Annotated in this window: 12 protein-coding genes; 11 read left to right on the top strand and 1 reads right to left on the bottom strand. The window is 50.4% G+C overall.

Going from position 1 to position 13,963, the window contains the following annotated elements:
• Window positions 1-102: 102 nt before the first annotated feature.
• On the bottom strand, window positions 103-825 hold the full coding sequence (gene mngR / locus AB4H76_RS15780; RefSeq protein WP_000509900.1) for a mannosyl-D-glycerate transport/metabolism system transcriptional repressor MngR: 723 nt from the start codon (window positions 823-825) through the stop codon (window positions 103-105).
• Between the two features lie 168 nt (window positions 826-993).
• On the opposite strand from mngR, the gene mngA reads away from it, so the two are divergent.
• From mngA to tolB, 11 genes are all read left to right on the top strand, one after another.
• A complete protein-coding gene (gene mngA, locus AB4H76_RS15775; protein ID WP_170996515.1) occupies window positions 994-2,910 on the top strand; it encodes a PTS 2-O-a-mannosyl-D-glycerate transporter subunit IIABC in 1,917 nt (638 codons plus the stop codon).
• Between the two features lie 17 nt (window positions 2,911-2,927).
• Window positions 2,928-5,561 (top strand): mannosylglycerate hydrolase, encoded by a 2,634-nt coding sequence (mngB, locus tag AB4H76_RS15770; protein ID WP_077491985.1) that lies wholly within the window; start codon window positions 2,928-2,930, stop codon window positions 5,559-5,561.
• An 846-nt stretch (window positions 5,562-6,407) separates the two neighbouring features.
• Window positions 6,408-7,976, top strand: coding sequence for a cytochrome ubiquinol oxidase subunit I (cydA, locus tag AB4H76_RS15765; protein ID WP_000884361.1), 1,569 nt, complete (start codon window positions 6,408-6,410; stop codon window positions 7,974-7,976).
• A 15-nt stretch (window positions 7,977-7,991) separates the two neighbouring features.
• The gene (gene cydB, locus AB4H76_RS15760; protein ID WP_000568275.1) at window positions 7,992-9,131 is read left to right on the top strand and encodes a cytochrome d ubiquinol oxidase subunit II; all 1,140 of its coding nucleotides are present in this window, start codon (window positions 7,992-7,994) and stop codon (window positions 9,129-9,131) included.
• 14 nt (window positions 9,132-9,145) lie between these two features.
• Window positions 9,146-9,259, top strand: a complete 114-nt coding sequence (cydX, locus tag AB4H76_RS15755; RefSeq protein WP_000270282.1) for a cytochrome bd-I oxidase subunit CydX — start codon at window positions 9,146-9,148, stop codon at window positions 9,257-9,259.
• Window positions 9,259-9,552: a cyd operon protein YbgE gene (ybgE, locus tag AB4H76_RS15750; protein WP_000034602.1), complete on the top strand. Its 294-nt coding sequence runs from the start codon at window positions 9,259-9,261 to the stop codon at window positions 9,550-9,552. The genes cydX and ybgE overlap by 1 nt, the downstream gene beginning before the upstream one ends.
• Before the next feature lie 149 nt (window positions 9,553-9,701).
• Complete coding sequence (ybgC, locus tag AB4H76_RS15745) at window positions 9,702-10,106, top strand: tol-pal system-associated acyl-CoA thioesterase (RefSeq protein WP_001098384.1); 405 nt, start codon at window positions 9,702-9,704, stop codon at window positions 10,104-10,106.
• Window positions 10,103-10,795, top strand: coding sequence for a Tol-Pal system protein TolQ (gene tolQ, locus AB4H76_RS15740; protein WP_000131314.1), 693 nt, complete (start codon window positions 10,103-10,105; stop codon window positions 10,793-10,795). The genes ybgC and tolQ overlap by 4 nt, the downstream gene beginning before the upstream one ends.
• Window positions 10,796-10,798: 3 nt before the next feature.
• Window positions 10,799-11,227, top strand: a complete 429-nt coding sequence (gene tolR / locus AB4H76_RS15735; RefSeq protein ID WP_000090097.1) for a colicin uptake protein TolR — start codon at window positions 10,799-10,801, stop codon at window positions 11,225-11,227.
• A gap of 64 nt (window positions 11,228-11,291) precedes the next feature.
• On the top strand, window positions 11,292-12,509 hold the full coding sequence (tolA, locus tag AB4H76_RS15730) for a cell envelope integrity protein TolA (RefSeq protein WP_000030635.1): 1,218 nt from the start codon (window positions 11,292-11,294) through the stop codon (window positions 12,507-12,509).
• A 132-nt stretch (window positions 12,510-12,641) separates the two neighbouring features.
• Window positions 12,642-13,934, top strand: coding sequence for a Tol-Pal system beta propeller repeat protein TolB (tolB, locus tag AB4H76_RS15725; RefSeq protein WP_001295307.1), 1,293 nt, complete (start codon window positions 12,642-12,644; stop codon window positions 13,932-13,934).
• Window positions 13,935-13,963: the final 29 nt, after the last annotated feature.

Genomic DNA, 13,963 nt, shown 5'->3' with positions numbered 1-13,963 from the left:
TATCTGTAATAAGAAATAGCCCTCGCCGCTTCCCTCTACAGGAATGGCGAAGGGCTGTCGGTTTCGACATGGTTGGCCATCGTATGATGGCCTTTTTTGTGCTTATCGCGATGATTTTCGCTGCGCTATCAGGGTAAATTTATAGTCATCGGTATTAAAAGCGTTGCGGCTATATTCAAACACCCGACCATCAACTAAATATCCACGCGATACTTTTTCAAGAATCGGCTTTGTCTGGCTGATATTAAGCAGACGGCTCATCTCTTCGGTTGGCATCAGAGGAATGATTTCCTGTTCGCTACGCTCGATAACCATTTTCTTCACTTCTTCAATAAAGTGATATTTCGAATTTTCCATGACCTGCCAGGTGAGATCCGGGAACAACGCAAGCGGCATCCAGGTTTCTTCCAGCGCCATTGGCTTTTGCTTGCGATAGCGCACGCGCTTCACATGCCACACACGATCCTGCGCGGTGATTTGTAGCTGTTGCTGAAGAAAATCGTCAGCCGGAATCACTTCAAATATCAGGACTTCACTGTGTGTATCGACGTGACGGTCCGACAGTTTTTCATCAAAACTGGTTAACTGAAAAATATCGTAATTGACCCGCTCTTCTTTGACGTAAGTCCCGCTGCCCTGAATGCTTTCGAGGATCTGCTGCTCGACTAGCTGGCGCAAAGCCTGACGCACCGTAACCCGGCTGACGCCAAACTCTGTTTGTAATGCAGATTCGGTAGGTAACGCATCGCCAGGTTTAAGCTCCCCACGCGCAATTTGCTCACGAATGCGATCGGCAATCTGCCGGTATAAGGGTTTGTGTCCCATTTTTAGTATCTCATTAATACGAATTTAGCCATTATGCCCGATAAATTCATCCTGTAAATAATACAAATACAATACAAATAATTTCAATCAAGTGAAATTGATCACATAATAGTATTGTTTTATCGGGCACGCTGGCGCGACTATAAAAACGATCAAGTGAGGATCATGATGAATCTGACGACTCTGACCCACCGCGATGCGTTGTGTCTGAATGCGCGCTTTACCAGCCGTGAAGAGGCCATCCACGTGTTGACTCAACGTCTTGCTGCTCTGGGGAAAATTTCCAGTACTGAGCAATTTCTGGAAGAAGTGTATCGCCGTGAAAGCCTTGGCCCGACCGCCTTAGGTGAAGGGTTGGCTGTGCCGCATGGCAAAACTGCTGCGGTAAAAGAAGCGGCGTTTGCGGTCGCCACACTCAGCGAGCCGCTTCAGTGGGAAGGCGTTGATGGCCCGGAAGCAGTTGATTTAGTGGTGCTGCTGGCGATTCTCCCCAATGAAGCGGGTACTACGCATATGCAACTGCTGACAGCGCTGACCACGCGCCTTGCGGATGATGAGATTCGGGCGCGTATACAGTCGGCGACGACGCCTGATGAGTTGCTCTCGGCGCTGGATGACAAGGGAGGCACGCAACCTTCTGCCTCTTTTTCCAACGCGCCAACTATCGTCTGCGTAACGGCCTGTCCGGCGGGTATTGCTCACACCTATATGGCTGCGGAATATCTGGAAAAAGCCGGACGCAAACTCGGCGTAAATGTTTACGTTGAAAAACAAGGCGCTAACGGCATTGAAGGGCGTTTAACGGCGGATCAACTCAATAGTGCAACCGCCTGTATTTTTGCGGCTGAAGTCGCCATCAAGGAGAGTGAGCGTTTTAATGGCATTCCCGCGCTTTCAGTGCCTGTTGCCGAGCCGATTCGCCATGCAGAAGCGTTGATCCAACAAGCGCTTACCCTCAAGCGTAGCGATGAGACGCGTACCGTACAGCAAGATACGCAACCGGTGAAAAGTGTCAAAACGGAGCTGAAACAGGCACTGTTGAGCGGAATCTCTTTTGCCGTACCGTTGATTGTCGCGGGGGGCACGGTGCTGGCGGTCGCGGTATTACTGTCGCAAATCTTCGGGCTACAAGATCTGTTTAATGAAGAAAACTCCTGGCTGTGGATGTACCGCAAGCTGGGCGGCGGGCTGCTCGGAATTTTGATGGTACCGGTGCTCGCGGCCTATACCGCCTATTCTCTGGCAGATAAACCGGCGTTAGCGCCAGGCTTTGCGGCTGGACTTGCCGCCAACATGATCGGCTCCGGGTTTCTCGGCGCGGTCGTTGGCGGATTGATAGCCGGTTACTTGATGCGCTGGGTGAAAAATCACTTGCGTCTTAGCAGTAAATTCAATGGATTCCTGACTTTTTATCTCTACCCGGTGCTCGGTACGTTGGGAGCGGGCAGTCTGATGCTGTTTGTGGTGGGGGAACCTGTCGCCTGGATCAATAACTCGCTTACCGCCTGGCTGAACGGTCTGTCAGGAAGTAACGCGCTGTTGCTGGGTGCCATTCTCGGTTTTATGTGTTCCTTTGACCTTGGAGGGCCAGTGAATAAAGCCGCTTATGCATTCTGCCTGGGCGCAATGGCGAACGGCGTTTACGGCCCGTATGCCATTTTCGCCTCCGTCAAAATGGTTTCGGCATTTACCGTAACCGCTTCCACGATGCTCGCACCGCGCCTGTTTAAAGAGTTTGAAATTGAGACCGGGAAATCCACCTGGCTGTTAGGGCTGGCAGGTATTACCGAAGGGGCGATCCCGATGGCGATTGAAGATCCGCTGCGGGTTATTGGTTCGTTTGTGCTGGGCTCTATGGTAACGGGCGCTATTGTCGGTGCGATGAATATCGGCCTTTCGACACCCGGTGCCGGCATTTTCTCGCTCTTTTTACTTCATGATAATGGCGCGGGCGGTGTTATGGCGGCAATTGGCTGGTTTGGCGCGGCATTGGTGGGGGCTGCAATCTCGACTGCAATTCTCCTGATGTGGCGGCATCACGCGGTTAAGCATGGCAACTATCTGACTGATGGCGTAATGCCATAAACAAAAAGGAAACGACGATGGAAGCAGTATCTCGCGTTCACATCACCCCGCATATGCACTGGGATCGAGAGTGGTATTTCACCACCGAAGAGTCACGTATTCTGCTGGTCAATAATATGGAAGAGATCCTGTGCCGACTGGAACAGGACAACGAATACAAATATTACGTACTCGACGGGCAAACGGCGATCCTCGAAGATTATTTCGCGGTGAAACCGGAAAACAAAGACCGTGTGAAGAAACAGGTAGAAGCCGGCAAGTTGATTATCGGCCCCTGGTATACCCAGACCGATACCACGATTGTTTCTGCGGAATCCATCGTCCGTAATCTGATGTACGGAATGCGTGACTGCCTCGCGTTTGGCGAGCCGATGAAAATAGGTTATTTACCAGATTCCTTTGGCATGTCCGGGCAACTGCCGCATATCTACAATGGATTTGGCATTACCCGCACCATGTTCTGGCGCGGATGTTCGGAGCGCCACGGTACTGATAAAACCGAGTTTTTGTGGCAAAGCAGTGACGGTAGCGAAGTGACGGCGCAGGTGCTGCCGCTGGGCTACGCCATCGGTAAGTACTTACCTGCCGACGAAAACGGATTACGTAAACGCCTCGACAGTTATTTTGACGTGCTGGAAAAAGCGTCTGTAACCAAAGAGATTTTGCTGCCGAATGGGCATGACCAGATGCCATTGCAGCAAAATATCTTCGAAGTGATGGATAAGCTACGTGAGATCTACCCTCAACGTAAGTTTGTGATGAGCCGCTTTGAAGAGGTATTTGAGAAGATCGAAGCGCAGCGAGATAATCTGGCAACCCTGAAAGGGGAATTTATTGATGGCAAATATATGCGCGTGCATCGCACCATCGGTTCTACGCGTATGGATATCAAAATTGCCCACGCGCGTATTGAAAATAAGATTGTTAATCTGCTGGAACCGCTGGCAACACTGGCCTGGACGTTGGGTTTTGAATACCACCACGGCTTGCTGGAGAAAATGTGGAAAGAGATCTTAAAAAATCATGCCCACGACAGTATCGGCTGCTGCTGTAGTGACAAAGTTCATCGCGAAATCGTCGCCCGCTTCGAACTGGCTGAAGACATGGCGGATAATCTGATTCGTTTCTACATGCGCAAAATTGCCGACAACATGCCGCAGAGCGACGCCGACAAACTCGTCCTGTTTAACCTGATGCCCTGGCCGCGTGAAGAAGTTATCAACACCACTGTGCGGCTGCGCGCCAGCCAGTTTAATTTGCGGGACGATCGCGGTCAGCCTGTACCGTATTTTATTCGCCATGCCCGTGAGATCGATCCAGGCCTAATCGATCGGCAAATAGTTCATTACGGTAATTACGATCCCTTTATGGAGTTTGATATACAGATCAACCAGATTGTCCCTTCTATGGGCTATCGCACGCTTTATATCGAAGCGAATCAGCCTGGCAACGTAATTGCGGCAAAAAGTGACGCTGAAGGGATACTGGAAAATGCTTTCTGGCAAATTGCGCTCAATGAGGATGGTTCTCTGCAACTGGTAGATAAAGACAGCGGTGTGCGCTATGACCGGGTATTGCAAATTGAAGAAAGCTCTGATGATGGTGATGAATATGACTATTCACCCGCAAAAGAAGAGTGGGTAATTACCGCAGCGAACGCGAAACCGCAATGCGATATTATTCATGAAGCCTGGCAGAGCAGGGCTGTTATCCGCTATGACATGGCAGTGCCGCTCAATTTGTCAGAACGCAGCGCCCGGCAATCCACTGGCAGAGTAGGGGTGGTGTTGGTTGTCACTCTTAGTCATAACAGCAGGCGTATTGATGTGGATATCAATCTTGATAACCAGGCTGACGATCATCGCCTTCGTGTCCTGGTCCCTACACCTTTTAACACCGACAGTGTTCTGGCAGATACGCAGTTTGGTTCGCTAACGCGCCCCGTGAACGACAGTGCAATGAACAACTGGCAGCAAGAAGGCTGGAAAGAAGCGCCGGTTCCGGTATGGAATATGCTCAACTATGTTGCCTTACAGGAAGGGCGTAACGGCATGGCTGTCTTTAGCGAAGGGTTACGTGAATTTGAAGTCATCGGTGAAGAGAAGAAAACCTTTGCCATTACGTTGCTGCGTGGCGTGGGCTTACTGGGCAAAGAAGATCTGCTTTTAAGGCCTGGGCGGCCTTCGGGAATTAAAATGCCAGTCCCGGACTCACAACTACGTGGTCTGCTTTCTTGTCGCCTAAGTTTATTGAGTTATACCGGTACGCCAACCGCCGCTGGTGTAGCTCAGCAGGCGCGAGCATGGCTGACTCCAGTACAGTGTTACAACAAAATCCCATGGGATGTGATGAAGCTCAACAAAGCCGGATTCAACGTGCCGGAAAGTTATAGTTTGTTGAAAATGCCCCCAGTGGGATGCCTGATAAGCGCACTTAAGAAAGCTGAAGACCGACAAGAAGTGATTTTACGGCTGTTTAATCCGGCTGAATCAGCAACCTGTGATGCGACTGTTGCTTTCAGTCGCGAGGTGATTTCTTGCTCAGAAACGATGATGGATGAACACATTACCACCGAGGAAAATCAAGGTTCAAATCTATCGGGGCCTTTTTTACCCGGCCAGTCACGGACGTTCAGTTACCGGCTTGCCTGAATAGCAATCAAACCGAAGCCACATATGCGCGGCCAGATTGTTGACAAAGGGCGCTTTGTTCATGCCGGATACGGCATGAACGCTTTATTCGGTCTACAAAAGCAGGCAAATTCAATATATTGCAGAGATGATGTAGACACTGGCAAGCGTAGCGCATCAGGTAATTTTGCGTTTATCTTCACTCTCAAGCCACGTATATGTGGCTTTATTTTTAACAAAATAATAACCCTGGGTGAGTTAATTATAATATAATTATAAGTTAATTAAATGTTAATATTGGCGGGGTGGATTTATGCCTTTATTAGTAATCCTGAAACTCTGCGTCGTATTAGCCAGTGACCAAAAAAAGAATTAAGGTCAACCGTGCTGTTTTTGCTTCGTCTCTTTTTATCTTTAATTGCCAACCGAAACTAATTTCAGCCTTATAACTCACACATTTTAAACATAAATGTCACTAAAGTTACCTTATTGAAACATGATTAACATAATTTGTGGGAATTGATATTTATCAATGTATAAGTCTTGGAAATGGGCATCAAAAAGAGATAAATTGTTCTAGATCAAATTGGCTGAAAGGCGGTAATTTAGCTATAAATTGATCACCGTCGAAAAATGCAAATTTGCTTCAACAAAAACCTGTTTATTGTAAGGATTTTGCGGCGTAATATATACGTGGGATCAATTTGAGTTTTTATTAACATGTTTGCAACCTTTCTTTACGCCGTTTTTGTGTGCATTCACATGGTATGATGAAAGTGTTCAAACAAATTTCTATTGGGGCATGCGTGTGACCCTTTCTAACGGGGTTCACTCTCGGAGTCTTCATGCGATGAGCAAGGAGTCATGATGTTAGATATAGTCGAACTGTCGCGCTTACAGTTTGCCTTGACCGCGATGTACCACTTCCTTTTTGTGCCACTGACGCTCGGTATGGCGTTCCTGCTGGCCATTATGGAAACGGTCTACGTCCTCTCCGGCAAACAGATTTATAAAGATATGACCAAGTTCTGGGGCAAGTTGTTTGGTATCAACTTCGCTCTGGGTGTGGCTACCGGTCTGACCATGGAGTTCCAGTTCGGGACTAACTGGTCTTACTATTCCCACTATGTAGGGGATATCTTCGGTGCGCCGCTGGCAATCGAAGGTCTGATGGCCTTCTTCCTCGAATCCACCTTTGTAGGTCTGTTCTTCTTCGGTTGGGATCGTCTGGGTAAAGTTCAGCATATGTGTGTCACCTGGCTGGTGGCGCTCGGTTCAAACCTGTCCGCACTGTGGATTCTGGTTGCGAACGGCTGGATGCAAAACCCAATCGCGTCCGATTTCAACTTTGAAACTATGCGTATGGAGATGGTGAGCTTCTCCGAGCTGGTGCTTAACCCGGTTGCTCAGGTGAAATTCGTTCACACTGTAGCGTCTGGTTATGTGACTGGCGCGATGTTCATCCTCGGTATCAGCGCATGGTATATGCTGAAAGGTCGTGACTTCGCCTTCGCTAAACGCTCCTTTGCTATCGCTGCCAGCTTCGGTATGGCTGCTGTTCTGTCTGTTATTGTTCTGGGTGATGAATCCGGCTACGAAATGGGCGACGTGCAGAAAACCAAACTGGCTGCTATTGAAGCCGAGTGGGAAACGCAACCTGCGCCTGCTGCCTTTACTCTGTTCGGCATTCCTGATCAGGAAGAGGAGACGAACAAATTTGCGATTCAGATCCCTTACGCACTGGGCATCATTGCAACGCGTTCCGTGGATACCCCGGTTATCGGCCTGAAAGAGCTGATGGTGCAGCATGAAGAACGCATTCGTAACGGGATGAAGGCGTACTCTCTGCTCGAACAACTGCGTTCTGGTTCTACCGACCAGGCGGTTCGTGACCAGTTCAATAGCATGAAGAAAGACCTCGGTTACGGTCTGCTGCTGAAACGCTATACGCCAAACGTGGCTGATGCGACTGAAGCGCAGATTCAACAGGCAACCAAAGACTCCATCCCGCGTGTAGCGCCGCTGTACTTTGCGTTCCGTATCATGGTGGCGTGTGGCTTCCTGCTTCTGGCAATCATCGCGCTCTCTTTCTGGAGTGTCATCCGCAACCGCATTGGCGAGAAAAAATGGCTTCTGCGCGCCGCGCTGTACGGTATTCCGCTGCCGTGGATTGCTGTAGAAGCGGGCTGGTTCGTGGCTGAATATGGCCGCCAACCGTGGGCTATCGGTGAAGTGCTGCCGACAGCTGTGGCGAACTCGTCACTGACCGCAGGCGATCTCATCTTCTCAATGGTGCTGATTTGCGGCCTGTATACCCTGTTCCTGGTGGCAGAATTGTTCTTAATGTTCAAGTTTGCACGCCTCGGCCCAAGCAGCCTGAAAACCGGTCGCTATCACTTTGAGCAGTCTTCCACGACTACTCAGCCGGCACGCTAAGACAGGAGTCGTCAAATGATCGATTATGAAGTATTGCGTTTTATCTGGTGGCTGCTGGTTGGCGTTCTGCTGATTGGTTTTGCAGTCACTGACGGTTTCGACATGGGGGTGGGCATGCTCACCCGTTTCCTCGGTCGTAACGACACCGAGCGTCGAATTATGATTAACTCCATTGCACCACACTGGGACGGTAACCAGGTTTGGCTGATCACCGCGGGCGGCGCACTCTTTGCTGCCTGGCCGATGGTCTATGCCGCTGCGTTCTCCGGCTTCTATGTGGCGATGATCCTCGTGCTGGCGTCTTTGTTCTTCCGTCCGGTCGGTTTTGACTACCGCTCCAAGATTGAAGAAACCCGCTGGCGTAACATGTGGGACTGGGGCATCTTCATTGGTAGCTTCGTTCCGCCGCTGGTAATTGGTGTAGCGTTCGGTAACCTGTTGCAGGGCGTACCGTTCAACGTTGATGAATATCTGCGTCTGTACTACACCGGTAACTTCTTCCAGTTGCTTAACCCGTTCGGCCTGCTGGCAGGCGTGGTGAGCGTAGGGATGATCATTACTCAGGGCGCAACCTATCTGCAAATGCGTACCGTGGGCGAACTGCACCTGCGTACCCGTGCAACGGCTCAGGTGGCTGCGCTGGTGACACTGGTCTGTTTCGCACTGGCTGGCGTATGGGTGATGTACGGTATCGATGGTTATGTCGTGAAATCGACAATGGACCATTACGCAGCCTCTAACCCACTGAATAAAGAAGTGGTTCGTGAAGCTGGCGCATGGCTGGTTAACTTCAACAACACGCCAATTCTGTGGGCTATTCCGGCACTGGGTGTGGTTCTGCCGCTGCTGACCATCCTGACTGCACGTATGGATAAAGCCGCGTGGGCGTTTGTGTTCTCCTCCCTGACGCTGGCCTGCATCATCCTGACAGCTGGTATCGCAATGTTCCCGTTTGTGATGCCGTCCAGCACCATGATGAACGCAAGTCTGACAATGTGGGATGCAACTTCCAGCCAGCTGACGCTTAACGTCATGACCTGGGTTGCGGTGGTTCTGGTACCGATCATTCTGCTCTACACCGCCTGGTGTTACTGGAAAATGTTCGGTCGTATCACCAAAGAAGATATTGAACGTAACACCCACTCTCTGTACTAAGTAAGGAGCTAAAAATGTGGTATTTCGCATGGATTCTGGGAACGCTTCTTGCCTGTTCGTTTGGGGTAATCACCGCGCTGGCGCTTGAACACGTCGAATCAGGCAAAGCCGGTCAAGAAGACATCTGATGAGTAAGATTATCGCGACTTTGTATGCGGTAATGGACAAGCGCCCCCTGCGGGCGCTTTCCTTCGTGATGGCGCTTCTGTTAGCAGGATGTATGTTTTGGGACCCATCTCGTTTTGCCGCGAAGACCAGTGAACTGGAAATCTGGCATGGTTTATTGCTGATGTGGGCCGTCTGTGCTGGTGTGATTCACGGCGTGGGCTTTCGTCCGCAGAAGGTTCTTTGGCAAGGGATTTTTTGCCCATTGCTTGCCGATATTGTTCTCATTGTCGGGCTGATTTTCTTCTTCTTTTAAATCAGAATTCTCTTTAAAAAATTATGGGCCGCTCCAGGCCCATAAATTTTTACGCTCCCTTAACTTGCCCTCATTCCCAAACCTCAATCGCGCGCGTATAGTAGCAGCGTTTAAAAGCTCTAACTTTTGTTGCATTACCGGGATGTAAAGTGAATACAACGCTGTTTCGATGGCCGGTTCGCGTCTACTATGAAGATACCGATGCCGGTGGTGTGGTGTACCACGCCAGTTACGTCGCTTTTTATGAAAGAGCACGCACAGAGATGCTGCGTCATCATCACTTCAGTCAGCAGGCGCTGATGGCTGAACGCGTTGCCTTTGTGGTACGTAAAATGACGGTGGAATATTACGCACCTGCGCGGCTCGACGATATGCTCGAAATACAGACTGAAATAACATCAATGCGTGGCACCTCTTTGGTTTTCACGCAACGTATTGTCAACGCCGAGAATACTTTGCTGAATGAAGCAGAGGTTCTGGTTGTTTGCGTTGACCCACTCAAAATGAAGCCTCGTGCGCTTCCCAAGTCTATTGTCGCGGAGTTTAAGCAGTGACTGACATGAATATCCTTGATTTGTTCCTGAAGGCTAGCCTTCTGGTTAAACTTATCATGTTGATTTTGATTGGTTTTTCAATCGCATCTTGGGCCATTATTATCCAGCGGACCCGTATTCTTAACGCAGCGGCGCGCGAAGCCGAAGCGTTTGAAGATAAATTCTGGTCTGGAATCGAACTCTCTCGCCTCTATCAAGAGAGCCAGGGGAAACGGGATAATCTGACTGGTTCGGAACAAATCTTTTACAGCGGGTTCAAAGAGTTTGTGCGCCTGCATCGTGCCAATAGCCATGCGCCGGAAGCCGTAGTGGAAGGGGCGTCGCGTGCTATGCGTATCTCCATGAACCGTGAACTTGAAAATCTGGAAACGCACATTCCGTTCCTCGGTACGGTTGGCTCCATCAGCCCGTATATTGGTCTGTTTGGTACGGTCTGGGGGATCATGCACGCCTTTATCGCCCTCGGGGCGGTAAAACAAGCAACACTGCAAATGGTTGCGCCCGGTATCGCAGAAGCGTTGATTGCGACTGCAATTGGTCTGTTTGCCGCTATCCCGGCAGTTATGGCCTACAACCGCCTCAACCAGCGCGTAAACAAACTGGAACTGAATTACGACAACTTTATGGAAGAGTTTACCGCGATTCTGCACCGCCAGGCGTTTACCGTTAGCGAGAGCAACAAGGGGTAAGCCATGGCCAGAGCGCGTGGACGAGGTCGTCGCGATCTCAAGTCCGAAATCAACATTGTACCGTTGCTGGACGTACTGCTGGTGCTGTTGCTGATCTTTATGGCGACAGCGCCCATCATCACCCAGAGCGTGGAGGTCGATCTGCCAGACGCTACTGAATCACAGGCGGTGAGCAGTAACGATAATCCGCCAGTGATTGTTGAAGTGTCTGGTATTGGTCAGTACACCGTGGTGGTTGAGAAAGATCGCCTGGAGCGTTTACCACCAGAGCAGGTGGTGGCGGAAGTGTCCAGCCGTTTCAAGGCCAACCCGAAAACGGTCTTTCTGATCGGTGGCGCAAAAGATGTGCCTTACGATGAAATAATTAAAGCACTGAACTTGTTACATAGTGCGGGTGTGAAATCGGTTGGTTTAATGACGCAGCCTATCTAAACATCTGCGTTTCCCTTGCTTGAAAGAGAGCGGGTAACAGGCGAACAGTTTTTGGAAACCGAGAGTGTCAAAGGCAACCGAACAAAACGACAAGCTCAAGCGGGCGATAATTATTTCAGCAGTGCTGCATGTCATCTTATTTGCGGCGCTGATCTGGAGTTCGTTCGATGAGAATATAGAAGCTTCAGCCGGAGGCGGCGGTGGTTCGTCCATCGACGCTGTCATGGTTGATTCAGGTGCGGTAGTTGAGCAGTACAAACGCATGCAAAGCCAGGAATCAAGCGCGAAGCGTTCTGATGAACAGCGCAAGATGAAGGAACAGCAGGCTGCTGAAGAACTGCGTGAGAAACAAGCGGCTGAACAGGAACGCCTGAAGCAACTTGAGAAAGAGCGGTTAGCGGCTCAGGAGCAGAAAAAGCAGGCTGAAGAAGCCGCAAAACAGGCCGAGTTAAAGCAGAAGCAAGCTGAAGAGGCGGCAGCGAAAGCGGCGGCAGATGCTAAAGCGAAGGCCGAAGCAGATGCTAAAGCTGCGGAAGAAGCAGCGAAGAAAGCGGCTGCAGACGCAAAGAAAAAAGCAGAAGCAGAAGCCGCCAAAGCCGCAGCCGAAGCGCAGAAAAAAGCCGAGGCAGCCGCTGCGGCACTGAAGAAGAAAGCGGAAGCGGCAGAAGCAGCTGCAGCTGAAGCAAGAAAGAAAGCGGCAACTGAAGCTGCTGAAAAAGCCAAAGCAGAAGCTGAGAAGAAAGCGGCTGCTGAAAAGGCTGCAGCTGATAAGAAAGCGGCAGCAGAGAAAGCTGCAGCCGACAAAAAAGCAGCAGAAAAAGCGGCTGCTGAAAAGGCAGCAGCTGATAAGAAAGCAGCGGCAGAAAAAGCCGCTGCAGCAAAAGCGGCCGCAGAGGCAGATGATATTTTCGGTGAGCTAAGCTCTGGTAAGAATGCACCGAAAACGGGGGGAGGGGCGAAAGGGAACAATGCTTCGCCTGCCGGGAGTGGTAATACTAAAAACAATGGCGCATCAGGGGCCGATATCAATAACTATGCCGGGCAGATTAAATCTGCTATCGAAAGTAAGTTCTATGACGCATCGTCCTATGCAGGCAAAACCTGTACGCTGCGCATAAAACTGGCACCCGATGGTATGTTACTGGATATCAAACCTGAAGGTGGCGATCCCGCACTTTGTCAGGCTGCGTTGGCAGCAGCTAAACTTGCGAAGATCCCGAAACCACCAAGCCAGGCAGTATATGAAGTGTTCAAAAACGCGCCATTGGACTTCAAACCGTAATCGCGATGTTGACTGTTCGGACGGTCAACATCAGGCACCGGTTGCCACGGGGTTCTGGTAGTTTTGTGTATTTTAGTTTGTTAACATTCTGCTAAATTATCGTGGGCCATCGGTCCAGATAAGGGAGATATGATGAAGCAGGCATTACGAGTAGCATTTGGTTTTCTCATACTGTGGGCATCAGTTCTGCATGCTGAAGTCCGCATTGTGATCGACAGCGGTGTAGATTCCGGTCGTCCTATTGGTGTTGTTCCTTTCCAGTGGGCGGGGCCTGGTGCGGCACCTGAAGATATTGGCGGCATCGTTGCTGCTGACTTGCGTAACAGCGGTAAATTTAATCCGTTAGATCGCGCTCGTCTGCCACAGCAGCCGGGTAGTGCGCAGGAAGTACAACCAGCTGCATGGTCCGCACTGGGCATTGACGCTGTAGTTGTCGGTCAGGTCACTCCGAATCCGGATGGTTCTTACAATGTTGCTTATCAACTTGTTGACACTGGCGGCGCACCGGGTACTGTACTTGCTCAGAACTCGTACAAAGTGAACAAGCAGTGGCTGCGTTATGCTGGTCATACCGCCAGTGATGAAGTGTTTGAAAAACTGACCGGCATTAAAGGTGCGTTCCGTACTCGTATTGCCTACGTTGTTCAGACCAACGGCGGTCAGTTCCCGTATGAACTGCGCGTATCTGACTATGACGGTTACAACCAGTTTGTCGTTCACCGTTCACCGCAGCCGCTGATGTCTCCGGCGTGGTCACCAGACGGTTCTAAACTGGCTTATGTGACCTTCGAAAGCGGTCGTTCCGCGCTGGTTATTCAGACGCTGGCAAATGGCGCTGTACGTCAGGTGGCTTCATTCCCGCGTCACAACGGTGCACCTGCATTCTCGCCAGACGGCAGCAAACTGGCATTCGCCTTGTCGAAAACCGGTAGTCTGAACCTGTACGTAATGGATTTGGCTTCTGGTCAGATCCGCCAGGTGACTGATGGTCGCAGTAACAATACCGAACCGACCTGGTTCCCGGATAGCCAGAACCTGGCATTTACTTCTGACCAGGCCGGTCGTCCGCAGGTTTATAAAGTGAATATCAACGGCGGTGCGCCACAACGTATTACCTGGGAAGGTTCGCAGAACCAGGATGCGGATGTCAGCAGCGACGGTAAATTTATGGTAATGGTCAGCTCCAATGGTGGGCAGCAGCACATTGCCAAACAAGATCTGGCAACGGGAGGCGTACAAGTTCTGTCGTCCACGTTCCTGGATGAAACGCCAAGTCTGGCACCTAACGGCACTATGGTAATCTACAGCTCTTCTCAGGGGATGGGATCCGTGCTGAATTTGGTTTCTACAGATGGGCGTTTCAAAGCGCGTCTTCCGGCAACTGATGGACAGGTCAAATTCCCTGCCTGGTCGCCGTATCTGTGATAATAATTAATTGAATAGTAAAGGAATCA

The sequence above is a fragment of the Escherichia sp. UTM R2 genome (assembly GCF_048593455.1).
Taxonomy (GTDB): Bacteria; Pseudomonadota; Gammaproteobacteria; order Enterobacterales; family Enterobacteriaceae; genus Escherichia; species Escherichia coli.
The sequence above is the reverse complement of the archived record's forward strand: the minus strand, read 5'-3'. Positions and strand labels throughout refer to the sequence as shown.